Source organism: Ruegeria sp. C6 (assembly GCF_056537625.1).
In genome coordinates this window covers 103,287-121,130 of the sequence record NZ_JBQFRW010000008.1, presented here as the reverse complement: position 1 = coordinate 121,130, position 17,844 = coordinate 103,287, and the positions used below count along the sequence as shown (strand labels likewise).

The 17,844-nt window shown below is 57.5% G+C and carries 14 protein-coding genes and 1 tRNA gene; 11 read left to right on the top strand and 4 right to left on the bottom strand.

The annotated features are described in order from the left end of the window. Nucleotides 1–194: EF-Tu C-terminal domain-related protein (locus tag ACR0MJ_RS19270; RefSeq protein WP_480762215.1), on the top strand; the 194-nt coding region annotated here is incomplete at its 5' end. A gap of 270 nt (nt 195–464) precedes the next feature. Beyond that, nucleotides 465–686: a hypothetical protein gene (locus tag ACR0MJ_RS19265; protein ID WP_170420395.1), complete on the top strand. Its 222-nt coding sequence runs from the start codon at nt 465–467 to the stop codon at nt 684–686. Nucleotides 687–720: 34 nt separating this feature from the next. On the opposite strand, the gene ACR0MJ_RS19260 is transcribed toward ACR0MJ_RS19265, so the two are convergent. Beyond that, nucleotides 721–1,425, bottom strand: coding sequence for a DUF374 domain-containing protein (locus ACR0MJ_RS19260; RefSeq protein WP_170402235.1), 705 nt, complete (start codon nt 1,423–1,425; stop codon nt 721–723). A gap of 142 nt (nt 1,426–1,567) precedes the next feature. Between ACR0MJ_RS19260 and ACR0MJ_RS19255 the strand changes: the two genes are divergently transcribed. The 8 genes from ACR0MJ_RS19255 to lptF all read left to right on the top strand — a co-directional run bounded on the left by ACR0MJ_RS19255 (nt 1,568) and on the right by lptF (nt 14,268). Further along, a tRNA-Trp gene (locus ACR0MJ_RS19255) sits at nt 1,568–1,643 on the top strand. A gap of 228 nt (nt 1,644–1,871) precedes the next feature. After that, nucleotides 1,872–5,177: an adenylate/guanylate cyclase domain-containing protein gene (locus ACR0MJ_RS19250; protein WP_480762214.1), complete on the top strand. Its 3,306-nt coding sequence runs from the start codon at nt 1,872–1,874 to the stop codon at nt 5,175–5,177. A gap of 120 nt (nt 5,178–5,297) precedes the next feature. Further along, nucleotides 5,298–6,863, top strand: coding sequence for an FAD-binding oxidoreductase (locus tag ACR0MJ_RS19245; RefSeq protein ID WP_480762213.1), 1,566 nt, complete (start codon nt 5,298–5,300; stop codon nt 6,861–6,863). A gap of 39 nt (nt 6,864–6,902) precedes the next feature. After that, nucleotides 6,903–8,576, top strand: coding sequence for a hypothetical protein (locus tag ACR0MJ_RS19240; protein WP_170512875.1), 1,674 nt, complete (start codon nt 6,903–6,905; stop codon nt 8,574–8,576). Then, entirely contained in the window at nt 8,569–10,329 is a 1,761-nt protein-coding gene (locus tag ACR0MJ_RS19235) for a ferritin-like domain-containing protein (protein ID WP_170661629.1), read from the top strand. The genes ACR0MJ_RS19240 and ACR0MJ_RS19235 overlap by 8 nt, the downstream gene beginning before the upstream one ends. Continuing rightward, nucleotides 10,326–11,636 (top strand): radical SAM protein, encoded by a 1,311-nt coding sequence (locus ACR0MJ_RS19230; protein WP_480762212.1) that lies wholly within the window; start codon nt 10,326–10,328, stop codon nt 11,634–11,636. The genes ACR0MJ_RS19235 and ACR0MJ_RS19230 overlap by 4 nt, the downstream gene beginning before the upstream one ends. Before the next feature lie 4 nt (nt 11,637–11,640). Beyond that, nucleotides 11,641–13,056 (top strand): flavin-dependent monooxygenase QhpG, encoded by a 1,416-nt coding sequence (gene qhpG / locus ACR0MJ_RS19225; RefSeq protein ID WP_480762211.1) that lies wholly within the window; start codon nt 11,641–11,643, stop codon nt 13,054–13,056. A gap of 72 nt (nt 13,057–13,128) precedes the next feature. Beyond that, nucleotides 13,129–14,268, top strand: a complete 1,140-nt coding sequence (gene lptF / locus ACR0MJ_RS19220; RefSeq protein ID WP_170392575.1) for an LPS export ABC transporter permease LptF — start codon at nt 13,129–13,131, stop codon at nt 14,266–14,268. Between the two features lie 2 nt (nt 14,269–14,270). Here the strand turns inward: lptF and ACR0MJ_RS19215 are convergent, their stop codons facing one another. After that, a complete protein-coding gene (locus ACR0MJ_RS19215; RefSeq protein WP_170402209.1) occupies nt 14,271–15,104 on the bottom strand; it encodes a LysR family transcriptional regulator in 834 nt (277 codons plus the stop codon). Between the two features lie 102 nt (nt 15,105–15,206). Between ACR0MJ_RS19215 and ACR0MJ_RS19210 the strand changes: the two genes are divergently transcribed. Next, the gene (locus tag ACR0MJ_RS19210) at nt 15,207–15,797 is read left to right on the top strand and encodes an HD domain-containing protein (protein WP_480762210.1); all 591 of its coding nucleotides are present in this window, start codon (nt 15,207–15,209) and stop codon (nt 15,795–15,797) included. Here the strand turns inward: ACR0MJ_RS19210 and speB are convergent. Both speB and nspC read right to left on the bottom strand, forming a co-directional pair. Then, the gene (gene speB / locus ACR0MJ_RS19205; RefSeq protein WP_170402203.1) at nt 15,794–16,636 is read right to left on the bottom strand and encodes an agmatinase; all 843 of its coding nucleotides are present in this window, start codon (nt 16,634–16,636) and stop codon (nt 15,794–15,796) included. The two genes, ACR0MJ_RS19210 and speB, sit on opposite strands and share 4 nt — an antisense overlap. Then, complete coding sequence (gene nspC, locus ACR0MJ_RS19200; RefSeq protein ID WP_170402899.1) at nt 16,633–17,802, bottom strand: carboxynorspermidine decarboxylase; 1,170 nt, start codon at nt 17,800–17,802, stop codon at nt 16,633–16,635. Before nspC ends, speB begins: the two co-directional genes overlap by 4 nt. Nucleotides 17,803–17,844 lie beyond the last annotated feature (42 nt).

Sequence of the window (17,844 nt, the reverse complement as noted above, 5' to 3'; positions counted from 1 at the left end):
TCTACTTCCGTACAACTGACGTGACCGGCACCGTGACCCTGGCGGCTGGCACCGAGATGGTTATGCCCGGCGACAACGTCGGCTTCACCGTTGAGCTGATCGCGCCCATCGCGATGGAAGACGGCCTGCGTTTCGCCATCCGCGAAGGCGGCCGCACCGTCGGCGCCGGCGTCGTCTCGAAAATCATCGAGTAATCACAGTAGTCGGGCTTTGGCCCGACAAATCGGTGAACTAAAGAAGGCCGCTCCACATGGGGCGGCCTTTTCTCATCCAATCTTCTCGGCGCATTGAGATTATTCGTCGAATAATCTCGGGCAAGCTGAGTTCATTGAACAAAACAGCTGTCGATCTCGCATTCTTAATCTACCGTCCACTCCAAACGAAGACTGAACTCCCAGCTCTCTATTGCAACAGCAAGGGTGACGCGCAAATCAAGCGCGTCCCGGCGATCAGGGGAGACTAAGATGTTTGGTTTTGAATTTCTGAACTATGGAACGCAAATCCTTCACAGCAAGGATTTGGACGATATGAGAGCCGCTGTTCTCGGTGATGACGAACAGGAAGTTGAGTGCAAAATCAGCGACTTTTGCCGAGAGCGCAAGCGATTTGATATCAAGCTTGCTGAAATGTCGGACAGCATGGCGAGAGGAGCGACCTCGGTCAAAACCAGCGCAGACGCGGCCTAACGGCGCAATAGTCGTTTCAAGCCGGTTTCTGGGTTCACATGCTCTTTGCCCATGGCTCACGCCCGACCATCCGGTCGGCCTCAGCGGTGATGTCGTTCATATGCTGCTCAAGGCTCAGACGAAGGGCCTCAATCTGCTCTTCGCTGGCCTTGCGTGGAACTGGATCGGTCCATTCGCGGCACAGAAACACGCCGTCGTTGCGCCAAGGGCGAGGCATCAGCAGACGATCCCAAGTTCCGGCTTCGCGCCCGTGCCGCGCGGAATAGGTGATGCCGAAAACTCGTTTACCTGATGTGCGAGCCCAGACCAGAGGTACAGTCGAGGATACCCGCTCGGGTCCGCGAGGGCCGTCGGCGGCAATGCCGATCGAGATACCCTGTTTCATCTTACCCAGCACTTCCCGCGACAAGGCGACGTGGCGCTTGCGGCTGGACATTGCAATTGTATCCATCCCGAACAGCTTCTGCACTCGCCCCACCATGCTGCCCGCGCGCGCTGCCGAAGTGATCGAGCAGATGCGGCCCTTGTCCAGTGGGAAGAAATATGGCGATTGTGCCAGTCTCTGGTGCCACAGCACCACGATGACCGGTTCGCCCTGTTCGGCCAGTTGATCCAGTTCTTCGTAACCGATGCGCTGCCAGCGTGTGTTGCGATGCACCAATCGGATATAGCTTGCGATCCGTCGCGCGACCCAGTTCAGCACGGCTTCGCTGTCTGCGATTTTCTTGCGGATGCTCAAGGCTGCGGTCCTCCTGCTGGCCGAGCCTTGTCTTAAAGAACTGCGCGCCGGGCGCAACTTTTTTGTCAGCGGTAAAGTGTTCGGAAAACTCAAAAAGCCTCTTGAGTCCGCTGCGCCTCTGTCATATCTGATGGCCCAGCCTAGGGGTATAGCTCAGTTGGTAGAGCGACGGTCTCCAAAACCGTAGGTCGCGGGTTCGAACCCTGCTGCCCCTGCCATTCCCCACCGGACAAGCGAAATTCCTGCAACAGAGGCGTGGGCTTGGTGCATACGTGTGGCGCAATTCACTTGACGTGTGCGGCAATAAAGAAAAAGCTTGATCAAGGCTGAAGGAAAAGCCATCAGGACTGTCCAGCTAATGTGCTAAAGTCGTTCGGCTTTTGTGTCACAATATGCAAGCCTGACCGGGTAGGGGAACCCGGAGACGATCGGGGACAACGGGGATAATGACAGAGATCGACGCATTCCTTGAAGAACACGGGCTGTCGAAGTATGCGCCGGTATTCGCGTCGAACGAAGTTACATTGGCCGATCTCGCACATCTCTCCGAACATGATTTGATCGACCTTGGGCTGCCACTTGGACCAAGGCGCCGATTGATGGCCGCATTGGGGCAGGCGCGGGATGCCAATCCGACACCGGTGCAAGGCAGCGGGAAGATTGTCGCCGAGCGGAGGCAACTGACAGTTATGTTTGTTGATCTGGTTGGCTCGACTGCCATGTCCGAGCGGCTTGATCCCGAAGACTTGGGGGAGCTGCTTCGGCGGTTCAAGGAAATTTGCTCGACCTCGGTTGCTCGCTTTGGTGGACATATCGCCGATTTCATGGGTGACGGGGCGATGATCTATTTCGGGTATCCTCACGCGGTGGAAGATGCGGCCTCGCGCGCCGTTCATGCGGGTCTGGATATTCTTGAAGGATTGAATCGCATGGAAGGCCAGGAACGTCTGACTGCGCGGGTCGGTGTTTCGACCGGTCTTGTCGTTGTGGGCGAGATCCATGGCGAAGGGTTGAAGGAACATGACGTGGTCATGGGGCGTACACCCAATCTGGCAGCACGTTTGCAGAGTTTGGCCGAGCCCAATACACTGATCATCAGCCCGTCCACTCGCAGATTGGTGGGCAATGCATTTGAACTGCAGGATCGCGGGTCTTTCGCACTGAAAGGGTTTTCGGAACCGATACAAGCCTGGAGCGTCACAGGGCAGGCGCGGATCGAGCGCAGATTTGACATAATGCCTGATGCCGGTTCTGGTCGGCTCATTGGGCGCCAGGCAGAGTTCCGCAAGCTGACCGACAAATGGAATGAGGCAAGTCAGGGCGCTGGACAATCGGTTCTTGTCACTGGCGAGGCAGGGATCGGCAAATCACGCCTGATTGAGGGGCTTAGCCAAGAAGTGCTGGATCAAGGCGCGCTTCGCCTGAACTTCCAGTGTTCGCCCTTTCATGCCAACTCGGCACTTTATCCGATCATTCAGCATCTGGAACGCGCCGCAGGATTTGCGCCGACAGACAACGATGGGGATAAACTGGGAAAACTCTCGTACCTCTTGCGCCATCACCCGCCTGAGCATGTGCGCCTGATCGCTGATTTGTTGAGCGTTGATGCTGATGCTACGCTGGGGCCTCTCGACCTGCCGCCGCAAGTGAAGCTTGAGAAGACGTTGGAGGCAGTGACAGAACAGCTTGCAACGTTAGCGCGAGAACGACCGGTGTTGCTGTTGTTCGAAGATGCGCATTGGGTTGATCCGACCACCTTGTCTCTTACAGATCGGGTGATCGAACATATTCGGGACCTACCGGTGCTGATCGTCGTAACAGCACGTACCGGTTTCGATCCGGGTTGGGGTCACCACAACAATACCCTGCGTATACCTCTCAAGCGTTTGACCAATCGGGATGTGGCTGAGATCGTAGCTGAGGTGGCGGGGGGGCACCCAGTACCACCCGAGGTTTGCGACCTTATTGCGGCCAAGACGGATGGCATTCCGCTTTATGTCCAGGAAGTGACCCGCGGCCTTTTAGAATCGGGGCAATTGCGCTTGAGCGACAAGGGGTATGTCGTACGCGGCCCCCTGCCATCGCTTTCAGTTCCCAGCACGTTGCAGGATTCGCTGATGGAGCGTTTGGACCGTTTGGGCAAGGCCAAAGAAGTGGCGCAAACCGGCGCCGTGTTCGGGCGGCAGTTCTCGATCGCGTTGCTGGCCTCTGTTTCGTTTCTGTCTCCGACGGTTCTGCAGGCCGGACTGGAACAGCTCTCATCGGCCGGGATCATTCTTCAAGCCCCGGATGCGGCAGAGGATGAGTTCATCTTCCGCCACGCATTGATTCGCGACATGGCTTATGACAGCCTGCTGCGCACGGAACGGCAGTCGCTGCATGACCGCGCGGCGGGTGCGTTGCTGGAGAACCAGCCGCAACTGGCCCAGACTCAGCCCGAGGTTCTGGCACAGCACTACACGTTGGCCCAACGCGCGGATGAGGCCGTGATGCACTGGCAAAGCGCGGGGCGTCGAGCGATCGAACGCTCGGCCCAGGCCGAGGCGTTGACCCATCTGTCGAAAGCTCTGGATCAGCTTGCCGATCTGCCAAAGAGCCGTGCACGGGATTTGCAAGAGATCGACATCCAGATTCTACGTGCCGGTGTCCTGCGCTCAACAAGCGGTATTTCAGGGGATGCGACGGGTGAGGCCTATGGGCGTCTGCGCGAACTATGTCACCGAGCTGACGAGACCGAGCGGCTGTTTCCTGTGCTCAACGGGCTATATGCATTCCATCTTGTGCGTGCTGAATATCAATTGGCGAAAGGCGTGGCTGCGCAGATCCTCGATCTGGCGGCGACAAGCGGCAAGACCGAACACCGCATGGTCGGTCATCGCGCCATGGGGGCGGTGCAATTGCATCTGGGCAACCTGTCAGATGCAAAGCGCCATCTTGAGCAAGCTTGGGCGCTTTATGATTTTGATCAGCACAGCCAGCTAGCCTATGTCTATGGAACGGATCATGCCGCGATTACATCAGCATTTCTGGGCACATGTTATTGCCTGATGGGTCGGCATCAAGATGCCCTGCAGGTGCAGAATACAGCGCTGGAATGGTCCAAGAACCTCAAGCATGCGCATAGTGTGGCGCAGATCTTGGTTTACATGTGCAAGGTTCACCTGCTGGCGCGCGACATCCCTGCATTGCAAAGGGATGTTAAGGCGCTGTCCGAAGTCGCCGAGGAGCATTCGCTACCCTTTATGGCGACCATTGCGCGGCTATGGGAAAGCTGGGCAAAGGCGACCACGACCTCTGAAGTCGAACATATCGAGGACCTGCGTCAGGCGTCGGAAGACTGGTGGTCGGTTGGGGCCGGAAATTACAAGACTTTCTTCCCTTCGCTGATTGCCGAGATTCAGACAAACGCCGGCCATCACGACGCTGCGCATCAGACTCTGACGCACGCCAGAGATGTTCTGAGCGAAACCGAAGAGAAATGGGCCGAGTCCGATCAACTGCGTATTGAGGCCGCCCTTGTAGCCAAGACCGGGGGCGATCCAGTACCGCTGCTATTGCGCGCTATCGAAACTGCGCAAAGGCAAGGCGCGCGGCTTTACGAGCTTCGTGCGGCGGTCGCGTTGGCGGAGTGGCGGCAACACCGAGGCGAACCGGTTGGTGAGGCGTTGAATTCGGTCATGTCGCATTTCCATCAAGATGCCCAACTGCCGGACCTCAAAGACGCACGAGCGTTGATGGAAACGATTACTTGACCCGAAGGCCAACTTGCTGCCAGCTTGGGCGCGGGCAGAGTTGGGATGATACCTGAATTTCGACTTTTAAGCGCTGGGTCACCAGTCCGGCGCCCCGCTCTTGTGGTATGAGGAGACCTAATGCGTAAGATCAGCAAAACACTTCTGGCCAAGGATGTCTTGGCGCAAAGCCGTACCGATCTGGCGCTGCAGCAGTACCATTCGATCACGCCCGATCAGATACGTGAATTTGAGAAGAAACTGATCGGAACGGTCACTCTGCCGACCGACGCGGATTACAACAATGACCGGCAGGTTTGGAATCCGGCTTTCCAGGACTACCCAGAGATCATCGTCTATTGCGAGACCATCCAGGATGTACGCGCCAGCCTTGCTTTCGCGCGCGAGCATGACCTGTGGGTTGTTGCGCGGTCAGGGCGTCACAGCACGGCGGGGTATTCGGTCAATAACCAGATGGTGCTGGATACCAGCCGAATGCGTTACGTGACCGTCGATCCAAAGGTGCCGTTGGCCTATGTCGGTCCGGGCACACCGTTCAAGATGCTGAATTCGGAGTTGAACTCTTATCACCTGCACGTGCCGGGCGGGGCCTGTCAGGATGTCTGCGTGGCGGGTTTCATGATGGGCGGCGGCTATGGCTTTACCTCGCGCCGGCTTGGGATGGCCTGCGACAACGTTCTGGGCGTCACGGTCATGCTGTGGGACGGCAGTATCGTGATCGCGGACAAAGATACGAACTCCGACCTCTTCTGGGCCATACGAGGCGGGACCGGCAACAACTTTGGTGTGTTGCTGGAAATCCGCTACCAGCTGCACCAGCTATATGAAGTCTGGGGTTGCCACATCACATGGCCGCTGGACAAAGCCGCCAAGGCACTGGAGTACCTGCAGGCCAACTACATGCGCACCTGCGAAGATGACCGTTTCGGGGCCTATATCTTTCTGGCCTATCAGGGAGATCGAAAAGTGCTGCTGGTGTCGGCGCTCTATGATGGCACGTCCGAAGAGGGGAACGCGTTTGTTCAGCCCCTGCTGAGCGATGAAATCGGCGGCGAGATGGGGGAGGACGACCAGAACTATGGCACCTATCAAGAAATCAACTCATGGCTGTATGACGACAAATATGACATCCCCGTCGTCCCCGATCAGGCGCGTGAAGATAAGCAGGCCGGATATATTGAACGCCAGCTCAACGAAGCCGAATGGCAGCGCGTCGTAGACTACCTCGACAGCACGCCCAACGCTTATGGCGCTGTGGCCATCGAACCCTATGGGGGGGCGATCAATCGGATGCCGTTGGGCAAACAAGGCAATGCCTTCATTCACCGTGATGTGTCGCTGAACTTCTACGTCGATGTGTTCTGGGTGTCGGAAGAAGAAAAAGAAATCGTGGTGCCGTGGCTCGACGGATTCATGGAACTGATGACCGAAGAAGGCTATTTCATTGACCGCGTCTATCAGAACTATCCGCGGCGGACTCAGAAGAACTATCGCTGGCAATATTGGGGCGAGTATTTCAACTCTTTGCTGTTCGTGAAGCAGAAATTCGACCCGCATAATTTCTTCCATTATCAGCAGAGCATTTCGCCTGTGCCGGATGACGCTCCGCCAGACATCATCCGAGATACGTCCAAGTCGATATTCGACGACCCAACGATCACATACGAGAGCTATTCGAACCCCTGAAAGCGGGGGCTGCCAAGGCCAAACGGGGGAGGGCCCAGTATGGACACGATCCAAGAGATTTTCTTTCTGCCACCCATGGCGGTTGCCCGTCTTGGACCGGGTGAGACACCGCTGGAAAGCTATGAGTGGCAGCAGGACATGGATGCCCATGGCAACAACAAAACGGTCATCCGGTCGAACATAACCTTTCGCGAGATTGAAGATGGCAGTGTCACTGCCTATCTTCCCGATCCCGACACAATCCGCTTTCGCGACGAAGGCGGCGCGTTGCGCCCGGTTGCCCCGTTCTTTGAGCTGTGGGCGCGGATGCATGATGCCGAGACGGGCGAGGAATATGAGACACCGGTGACGCTCGATCTGCTCGACGATCAGGGCCTGTCGCTGCAAAACGTGCGCTATTCGGTCACCGTCGGGAACACCAAGGCCGAGCGCCGGACTGGCGACGCGGCTTGCGGGTTTCGTGCACGGGTCGAGATTGCGGGTCAGGATTTCACCCCGAAACCCCTGCTGGCCTTCAGCCCGTATACGTCCGAACAACAGCCGATGGTCTATGAGCATAACCCGATCCCGCTAGGCTCAATCCGTGTGATGCATCCTGTGCAGGGTCATGATGAACCGGTCGAAGGGGAGTTCATCGACCGCAGCATCCTGCGCCTGCGCTTTATGCCTCCGAAAGGTGAGGTTTATGGCCCGCCTGATGCTGCATACGGTCCGGCCACGCTGGCCGTACCGGGCTATCAGAACGACCCGCCGAAATCGGAATATGGTCGCATCCACGAAATCGTGCCCGAACAGAACCGCATCCTGAACCCCGACACCCCTTGGTCGAAATGGATCATGATGTCCGGCACCTCGGACGACCCTGAGCCGCACGATAGTTACGACGGTGCCCGTGTGGGCAATGACCAATCCTGGGGAGTGGCCGATGACACCAGCGATGGCGTGATCGAGGCGACGCTGGCTGTACGTGGCGAACGCCTGACCGCGCGCGCCACGATCATGACCGGACCACCCGATTTTGCACCTGATGCGCGGCCGTTCTACAGCCTTGAGGATGATCTGGCCGATCGTGATCTGTCGCTAATCTCGGTAACTGAAGAAAACTACACGCAAGCTAAGGATGAGGTGGTTGATATTTTCCGCCGCGCCTTCGAGACTAACAGCCTGATCAACCTCGACGATATCCGCGCGCAAGGTTTGAAGGACAATGCCAAATTACAGGCGAAAACCGGGATTTCCCCGACGCCCGGCCTGCCGTCAACCGATGCGAAATCCATGACGGAGGAGGATGCAAGGCCGCCGGACAAGATCGACGAACTGATCCGCCCGCAACCGATCTCGGTCTTTTCGAACTCCGTGCCGAATGATCGGCTGCCCTATACAGTGGCGACGAAGTTCGTGCATGAGCAGTTGATTGACGAGGCCAACCTGCTGGATTTCCTGCGCCGTCGCCCGGATTTCGTTAAAACGCTGCTGCGTCCACCATATGGTATCCTGACCGAGCTTGAGACAAACCCGAACCCTGATCAAAATCCGAACCCGGATTTTCGCGATCCTCGGATTATCCGCGACTCGATGCACGACGCGCGGATGCCGCCTTATATGCGCGATTCCAACTATTACCCGCTGTCGCTGTCGCGCAGGCAGTACCATCTGGTGATCTCGTTCATCGACTATCTGGTTGCACAGGAAACGGAGGCTCAGAATGTCTGATCAGCCCGGCCAAATCCGCGTTAAACCCCGCAACCTGACCGCCCGCGCGGCCTATAAGGTACCGGGCAACCCCGACAACACGCGACTGGACGGATCGGTGGGGAATTGCTTTCCCGGTCTGGAAATGGATGTGCGCAACCTGGACCGCCGCTTTTTCCCCGGTCTGGTGTTCAACGCCGCGCGGGTGCCGCTGAACCCCGTGCCCGAGGCACCGAAGAATTCGCAGGGCTTCCATCTGGTTTTTGTGGACTATTTCTACGACCCGATGCTGCCTGACAACAGCCCCGAGGAGTGGGTGCAGACGCTGTTGGAGGCCTACAGCGGTGACATCGGCGCAAAGCTCAGCCAAGGTCGCTGGTTCCTGTCATGGGTCGAGCAGAGCGGTAAGCGCATCACTTTCAAGGAGGAAGACGGCACACCCTATGACGGGCTGATGATTTGGCGGTTCATCCGCAGTCTGGAACATGGTGATGACAAACCGGTCAGCATTGCTCTGGAACGGCGCAATCATGAGGGCATCGTGGATACCGAGCAGGTCGTCCTGCACGGATTCCGCCGCCAGTACCGGACCGAGGCGGGGGTCTTCAGCGAAGCTTATGACCCCGGCGAATTGACGCAAAGCCTGTGCAATCCGTGGTCCCATGACTTCCGCGACTGCGGCTGCCACTACTGGCCTTCGAACCACCCCGACGTAGTGATGGCTGAGGTGGCGCATGACGATCAGCTGCCCTCGGGTCAGTCAAAGAACCCGATCGAGGCCGAGACCTATCTGGATTGGCTGCGCTCGGACAAGTCTCCGTCCGGTAACGTCGCGGCGCTGAATACGGTCGAACAAAACCGCCCCTACCAGATTGACCATTATCAGGTAAATCAGATGTGGAGCGAATTGCCTATCGTCGTTGAAGGCCGCGAAACGGGCGAGGTTTATGAAGTTGATCCCGAAATGCCAGGTGTGGAGCCCTATGACACGCCGCAGGCGATGATCGAGGACCTCAAGACGCGTCTGGCCGCGATGGAGATGACGCTGAGCCTGCAATATCTTTATGCCTATTTCTCGCTGGCGGATCCCGAAACGGCGGATACCCGAAAATGGCCGACGCTGAAAGACGATCTGATATTTGCCCGGCGTTCGGTGCTGGAGGTCGCGATTGGCGAGATGACTCATATGCGCTGGGCGAACCAGTTGCTTTGGGAGCTTGAGCCCGAGGGGTATGAACCCATCTTGACCCCGTCCGAAACCTTGCCGGCGGGCAAGGGTAAGACGCAGCCGCGCGCACTGAGGCCACTGACGGCCGAAGCGCTTGCGGATTTCATCGAGATCGAGCGCCCCGGAGGCTTTATCGACCGCGCTTATGCGCAATGTGTGGCGACTTTGGAGCAGGAGGATTTGTTCCCGGAACGCCGCCTTTATGCGCTGGCGGTACGGATCGACACTGACGGGGACGAGCACTTCCTGCGCTTCAGTCAAATGAAGGACGTTTTGGCCAAATACGATACGGGAGAAGGCACGCCTGCCTATTTGCGTCAGATTGAGGTTGGCACTGAAGACGAGGCCAGGATGGCGCTGGAACTCTACGCTAAGGTCAAGGATGGGTTAGCCAACGCCTATACGCTTGAAGCGGATGGCAAATTTGAAGACTCCCAGGCCTACATCCAGCAGGTGCGCGATGATATGAAGCTGTTCCGCGTCGAGGGCGAAGCACTGGCCGCCAAGGGGATTGGCATCCCGTTCTGGACGGAGGGTAAGGCGTGATCCCACCCGCCGCGCTGGTGCATTTCTTTGACACAGGGCATGGAGATCACATGCTGGCCGTTGATGGATCGCGCGTGTTTGATGTGCCTGAGGGGACGGCGGACCAATTCGCAACGATGGACAAGAGAAGTCAAAGCGCTTTCCTCAGGTCCATGGGATTGGATGGAACACCTTTCATCGATGACACCCCGCCTCAGAGTATGCCCGTGAGGTCGCTGTCGCTGGCAGTGGCGCAGAAATGCAATCTGGCTTGCACTTATTGCTATGCTGCAGGGGGAGAATTTGGCGGACCCGCGCGGAATATGGAATGGGAAGTCGCCAAGGCTTCGGTTGATCGGCTGGTGGCCGAAGCCGCACCCGGTGTGCGGATCAACCTTGCCTATTTGGGTGGAGAACCTCTGATCAACCGTGATCTGGTGCAACGCACTACGGAATATGCCGTCGATCAGGCGCAGGCCAACGGGTTGAGCGTCGGGTTCTCGATCACAACCAACGGGACCCTGCTACGCCCCGAGGATGCGGCGTTTTTCGAAGCGCATGGATTTGCTGTCACCATCAGTCTGGATGGCGTGGGCGAGGTCCATGACAAGCTGCGCCCAAATCGTGGCGGTCGGGGTAGTTTTGATACGATCCTGAAACGGGTCGAGCCTTTGCTGGCAGCTCAACACCGTATGCAGGTTGGTGCCCGGGTAACGGTTACGCCGCAGAATATGAACCTGCCAGAGACGCTGGATCGGTTTGTGGGAATGGGATTTCATTCGATTGGATTCTCGCCCATGCTGGCCTCGCCCAACGGTCAGCATGAACTGAACCGGAGTGATTTGGACGAGATACTATCGCAGATGATCCGTTGCGGCGAAGTTTTCGAGGCGGCGGTAATCGAAGGGCGGCGCTACCCATTCTCGAACATGGCAGTGGCGATGCAGGAGATCCACCGAGGCACCCATCGGCCCTATGCCTGCGGGGCAGGGGGCGGGTATTTCGGCGTGTCCGCTGATGGCGGCCTGTTCGCCTGCCATCGCTTTGTTGAAGACGAAGCCGGAGCCATGGGCGATGTCTATGATGGCCCTGATCTTCGGCGAGAAAATTGGTTGACGAACCGTCACGTGCACACCCAGTCCCCGTGCGGCACTTGCTGGGCGCGGTATCTGTGCGGCGGCGGCTGTCATCACGAGGTCATCCATCGCGGACGCCCCGCTTGCGACTACATTCGAGGTTGGCTGCACTATTGCCTTCAAGCCTATGTCCGCTTGTCCGAAGCACGTCCGGATTATTTTGGCGTGTCCGCTAAGGTGGCCTCTGCCTGAACGGATGGAGATTGAGACCGAAATCTGCGTGATCGGAGGCGGCCCGGCAGGTAGTTCTGCTGCGCTGAGGTTGGCTCAGCTAGGTCGGCGTGTCTGCCTGATCGAGCGGCAAACGTTCCCGCGCCAGCATGTCGGCGAGTCATTGCCGCCATCAATCTGGCCGATCCTGAAACTGTTGGGGGTCGACGAAACCGTTTCCCAAACCGGTTTTCTGCGTGCAAGCGGATCGCTTTTGCATTGGGCCGGAGCGTTCGAACGTCGCGGCGTCGACGGTGATCACCTCGGACTTTTGGTTGACCGGGGCCAGTTTGATGCGGTGCTGTTACGTGCAGCACAAGCGGCAGGGGCGCAGGTCGTCCAACCTGCGCGCGCATACCGCCCGGTGCGCCAGCATTCTGGTTGGGAGATTCCCGTTCGGACCGACACGGGCGCCTTTCGGATCCAGGCACAAATCCTGCTGGACGCAGCGGGACGGCAAGCCGGGCTGGGCCGCAGGTTTCTCCCTGCATCCCAACCTTTGTTGGCGCTTTATGCTTATTGGCACGTGCCGCCGGGCTTTGGCCCGCAAGCCCGGGTCGAGGCGGGACAAGGACATTGGTATTGGGGCGCGTTGTTACCGGGAGGAGTGGTCAACGCAATGGTTTTTGTCGATCCCGACGCCTGCATCGGGCTGCCACCCGCAGATCGACGCGATCTCTATCTGAATCTTCTGGCCCGTTCGACACTACTAGCGCCCTGTCTGGAACAGCGCCGTATCGGGCCTGTGCGGCGGGCGGATGCGACCAGCCAGGCCGAGACAACACCACCAACGCGCGACCTTCTGCGGGTCGGAGAGGCCAACTTCGCGGTAGACGCTTTGTCGTCGCAGGGGGTGCAATTGGCGATGGGGCAGGCGGTGCAGGCCGCAGCTGTGGTGAACACGCTTCTGACAACCCCCGATCATAGTGATCTGGCCTTGTCTTTTTATGCGGATCGGCAATTCGAGCGTGTGCAGACCCATGCAGCGCTCGCAGCCGATTTCTATGCACGGCAGCATGCTGTCGATCCTTCGCACTTCTGGGCTGAGCGCGCAAAGCCGTTGGATTGGGTAAAGTCTCCAGCGTTCGATCCAAACACGGAGGCGTTGCGTGATGATCAGCCCCTCATCCTGTCACCTCAGGCCAAGCTCATCACTTCCGGCGTGCAAACCGCTTCGCATATCGAACCCGGCCTTGTCATAGGGCACCCGAATCTTCCAAGGCCAGTTGCAAATCTGGAGGGCGCAATGCTGGGACCGTTGCTAGAGCGGCTGGGCGCCCCGACAACCACTTTGAACATCATCAAGAGCTGGTCAGAGGTTTTGGCCACACACACGGCGTCGCGCATTCTGCGCTGGCTTTGGTATCATCGCATCGTGATCCCCGCCGCTGATCAGGCTTAATCGAGGTTTCCTCGGCGCGTTGAATCACCTAAAGTCCGCCGCAACGCCAATCGCCAAGAAACAAGAGGTCGCATGTCGCGTTTTGATGGGTATTTCCTGCGGCAATTGCTGGTGCTGTTTGGCTTTTTCACCCTTGTGCTTGTCGGGGTGTTCTGGATCACGCGTTCAGTCAGCCTTTTTGATCGGGTCATCAGCGGCGGCCAATCGGCGATGGTATTCCTGGAGTTCACGGCGTTGACCTTGCCGACGCTGATCCGGACGGTCATGCCCATGGCTGTGTTTGCGGCCGCTGTTTACGCAACCAACCGTTTGAGCCGCGAAAGCGAGATGACGGTGATGCTGGCAACAGGCTCCAGCCCGTGGCGACTGGCGCGCGCGGTCTTGGTGTTCGGGCTCAGTGCGGGACTGATGATGGCTGTCATCAGCGTCTTTTTGCGACCTGCATCGGTTGATCAACTGGAATTAAGACAGGATGAAGTTGCCGGAGATGTCACCGCACAGCTGTTGAATGAGGGCGAATTCTTGCATCCAGCAGAAGGTGTAACCGTCTATATCGGCGATATCGATTTGGACGGAACGCTGCGCGAAGTCTTCGTCTCGGACCGTCGCGATGGGATTAACCCGGTCAGTTATTCCAGTGCTACGGCCTATCTGGTCAATCAGGCTTCGGGCATTCATCTGGTTATGCTGGATGGGATTGCGCTGCGGTATGATCAGGCTGGTAACACGCTGTCATCCACGTTGTTCGAAGACGCCTCTTACGACATTTCCGAACTGACCCAGAATTCGAGTATGGGCCATCGCAGCCTTGAAGCCATCCCGACGGTCGAGTTGATCTGGGATCGCGAAGCGGTCTCAGTGAAAGATGATCACAGCATCGGCCATCTGGTGGATGAGCTGCACCAGAGGTTCTCGTGGATTGCGATTTGTATTGCGGTCGCATTGGTCGGATATTCGACGCTGATGCTGGGTAGCTTTTCGCGCTTTGGGCTTTGGCCTCAGATCCTGGGTGCCTTTACCATTCTGGTCCTGCTTGAGGGGGTTCGGGGATTCGTATCCCCGTTCGTCATCAATGATCCCAGACTTTGGGGCTTGCTGTATCTTCCCGCCGTTATGGGCGTGCTTGTGTCGGTTCTGTTTTTATTGGCCGCGGGGCGACCCTTGCTGCGAAAAAGGGTTCGAAACGGAGCACCAAAGCCTTCACCGGTCTGAAGTCAGCGGCGAAGTTCCTCCAGGCACTGCAGGATGTTTTCAACTTCTTGACTGTCCGAACGGACCACCAAATACAGCGGTAGCATTAAGTCGCGCGCATCTTTCTCGCGCAACAGCTCGCCTGAGTTCAGATGCTGAGTGATGACATAGTCCGGGAAATACCCATATCCGCCACGCTGTAGGAGATAGCGTAAAGCCATCAAGCAATTACCCAGAAAGATAGTTTGCCCTGTCGCGAGACGCGCTGTGGAACGGACATGATCCCGGTAGGTCTCGCCCAGTTCTATGTTGACAAATACCCGTTCAGCGTCGGTGTTCGCATCCTTCCTGCTTTGAACCAAAGACAGCCGTTCGGGCGCAAGTTCGTGGAATACCACGCGCCGGTCCGCAGGTTTTTCATGGGTCAGCGCGGCGTCAAGTACGTGGGTCGCAACGGCGTCGACCATATCCAAATCATGGTCGTAATTCAGGGTTAAAAGCAATTGTCCAAACCGTTGTTCAAAGCGAACAGCAAGGTCCACCAGTAACGGATCCCACACGCTCAACTGGGCACCCAGACGCAGTGCCAACCGATTTTGAATCTGTTCAGGCAGGTCGTTGGCTGCGAACGACCACAGCGACAGCATCTGTTCAGCATAGGGTTTGAATTGGCGACCGTACTCGGTCAATACCGTTCCGCCGGCCCCGCGCGAGAACAGCGGTTTGCCTGTTGCGTCTTCCAGGGCCCTGATCCGGGCGCTGACTGCGGTTTGGGTTACATTCAACTTACGGGCCGCTGAGTGAAACCCGCCGGTTTCGGCAACGCTTAAAAATGTTTCCAGAGATTTGGTTTGCATATTGAAAGTATTTTTTGATCGTATTGATAAAATCAATTCATTTTTTTGCCTATATCTGCCGCTTTAAAGTGATTTGACGAACGTAGCCAAAGGATTCGCGCGATGCTGGACAAGAGCCACAAACCCACCTGGACCAGTTTTGAAGAGGCGACCAAGGCCGACTGGGATGCGGTCATGGAGTATGAAGAGAGCTACAACGCTGCTTTGCCGGATCGCCTACTGGACGCCATTCGTTCACTGGACGAAGAATGGACGCCGTATCCGGTGAATCGCTATCAGCACAGCCTACAGGCCGCGACACGAGCGTATGAGGACGGCGCTGATGAAGAGTTGGTTGTGGCTGCCCTGATCCATGACACCGGCGATATCTTGTCGCCTTATAATCACGGGGAACTGTCCGCCGCGATGATGAAGCCTTATGTCAGTGAGAAGACACACTGGATTCTCAAGCACCACTGCGTGTTTCAGGGCTACTACTACAATCATCATCTAGGTGGTGATCGGAATGCCCGCGACAAATATCGCGACAGCCCGTATTGGGAGGACTGCCGCTATTTTTGTCATGAATATGATCAGAAGGCGTTCGACCCGGATTATCCGACCAAATCGCTGGAGTTCTTCGAACCCATGCTACGCCGCGTTCTGAACAAGGGCGAAGGGCACATGGAACTGAATGAGACCGCCGAGGCTTAACAGGCGGCCATCAGGCGATAGACGATCTGGGCGGCGGTAAAATCCCAGGCGGCATTGCCGTTCGGGGCCAGTTCGACGACGTCGAAACCCACACATTTTCGGCCCTTCAGGGCGTGTTCCACCAGGCGCAGGGCTTGATAATATCCCAGCCCGCCTGGGACGGGTGTTCCAGTGGCGGGCATGATTGCCGGGTCCAGCCCATCAACGTCAAAGCTGACGTACACCAGTTCGGGAAAATCCTTGGGCAGATCAACCGAGTGGATGTTGCCGGTAACCAGTTCTTCGGCGTCTACATGAAACACGTGATTTTTCAGGCGGCTTTCGGCCTCTTCGGTCGAAAAGGCGCGAACGCCGAATTGCGCCAGACGGATACCTTCTTCGGCAAGAAGATGCATGACTGAGGCGTGAGAATGTTTCTCGCCCTGATAAGCGTTGCGCAGATCAGCATGGGCGTCGATTTGCACGATACCAATCGGTTGGTTTAGAGCGCGGGCAACACCCAACACTGCGCCGTAGCTAAGTGAATGCTCGCCACCTAGCGTCACCGGGATTTTGCCGGCGCGAACGGCCGCTTCCGTGCGTTGGGCTAGGCGTTCCATTATCTCTGGCAACGCTGCATCGCAGTCAACGGGTTCTTCGGTGAAGATCCCCTCGACGCAGGGCTCGGCGTGGCCAGTGATGCGTTCCAGTTCATTACTGGCTTCGATAATTGCGTCCGGGCCTTTGGCGGTGCCCGCCCCGTAAGATACAGTGCGTTCCAGCGGCACCGGGATCACACGGAACCGCGCGTCCTCAGTGCGCTCGGATGCGGACAGTTCACTGTCGAGGAAAATACTCATGAGAGGCGGCCTTTAAAGTCGTCATAGCCGAACTGTTTGATGATTTTCAGTTCGTCCGTTTCGCTGTTCCACAGCGCTATAGTCGGCAGCGGAACTCCGTTGAAGGTGTTGGTTTTGACCATCGAATAATGCGCCTGATCGAGGAAGGCGAAGCGCTGGCCGATTTCCAGTGGTTTGTCCCATGTGTAGTCACCGATCACGTCGCCCGCGAGGCAGGAGGGGCCGCCCAGGCGATAGGTATGGCCTGCCTCGGCCTCATCCATGAGGGCGGGGCGATAGGGGGCTTCGATGACGTCCGGCATATGGCAGGTGGCCGAGATATCGGTGATCGCAAGGGTCATACCGTTGGTCGGCAAGTCGAGGATTTCGCCAACCAGAATGCCCGCATCCAGGGCCACCGCCTCACCGGGTTCCAGATAGACGTCGATACCGTGTGTCTCACGGATGGATTTGATGAAGGCGACCAGCCCGTCGCGGTCATAGTCATCACGGGTGATATGATGCCCGCCGCCGAAGTTCAGCCATTTGAGTTGGCCAAGGTACGGTTTGAGTTTTGGCTCAACCGCGTCCCAAGTCCGCAGCAACGGCTCGAACCCCTGTTCGCAGAGCGTGTGCATGTGCAGCCCGTCCACGCCACTCATAGTCTCGGCGGTCAATTGGCTGACCGGCGTGCCCAGACGCGAGCAGGGCGCGCAAGGGTCGTATTTGGGGATTTCGCCTTCGGAATGTTCCGGATTGATGCGCAGACCGACCTGTACGCCGGCGGCTTGGGCTTTTGCCAGAAAGCGGTCCTTTTGCGCGGGTGAGTTGAAGATGATGTGGTCCGATAGCGACAGGATTTCGTCCATGTCCGCGTCTTTATATCCGGCGCAGAAGGTTGCGACCTCGCCGCCATATTCCTCGCGCCCCAGCCGCGCCTCATAGATGCCGGACGCGCAAGTGCCGCCGAGGTATTGGCGTACAAGCGGGGCCAGCGAGAACATCGAAAACGCCTTGAGGGCGCTGAGAATGTGAGCGCCGGAGCGGGTGCCGATATCGGCAAGGATGTTCAGATTTCGTTCGACAGCTTTTTCATCGACCACGAAGCAGGGGGTAGGTATGCGGTTTAGATCAAACCTGCGGAAAGCTCCTGCATCTCCGGCTTGTGTAGTCATCATGTCGGACAAGAGGTTATCTCCGGACAGTGCGGAGGGCAGTGCCTGACCGCG

Excerpts from the sequence above, each read along its gene's own strand:
- ACR0MJ_RS19245 (WP_480762213.1), top strand. The coding sequence starts at position 5,298 with ATGCGTAAGATCAGCAAAACACTTCTGGCCAAGGATGTCTTGGCGCAA.
- qhpG (WP_480762211.1), top strand. The coding sequence starts at position 11,641 with ATGGAGATTGAGACCGAAATCTGCGTGATCGGAGGCGGCCCGGCAGGT.
- ACR0MJ_RS19210 (WP_480762210.1), top strand. The coding sequence starts at position 15,207 with ATGCTGGACAAGAGCCACAAACCCACCTGGACCAGTTTTGAAGAGGCG.
- ACR0MJ_RS19215 (WP_170402209.1), bottom strand. The coding sequence starts at position 15,104 with ATGCAAACCAAATCTCTGGAAACATTTTTAAGCGTTGCCGAAACCGGC.
- ACR0MJ_RS19240 (WP_170512875.1), top strand. The coding sequence starts at position 6,903 with ATGGACACGATCCAAGAGATTTTCTTTCTGCCACCCATGGCGGTTGCC.
- lptF (WP_170392575.1), top strand. The coding sequence starts at position 13,129 with ATGTCGCGTTTTGATGGGTATTTCCTGCGGCAATTGCTGGTGCTGTTT.
- ACR0MJ_RS19265 (WP_170420395.1), top strand. The coding sequence starts at position 465 with ATGTTTGGTTTTGAATTTCTGAACTATGGAACGCAAATCCTTCACAGC.
- speB (WP_170402203.1), bottom strand. The coding sequence starts at position 16,636 with ATGAGTATTTTCCTCGACAGTGAACTGTCCGCATCCGAGCGCACTGAG.
- ACR0MJ_RS19235 (WP_170661629.1), top strand. The coding sequence starts at position 8,569 with ATGTCTGATCAGCCCGGCCAAATCCGCGTTAAACCCCGCAACCTGACC.
- ACR0MJ_RS19250 (WP_480762214.1), top strand. The coding sequence starts at position 1,872 with ATGACAGAGATCGACGCATTCCTTGAAGAACACGGGCTGTCGAAGTAT.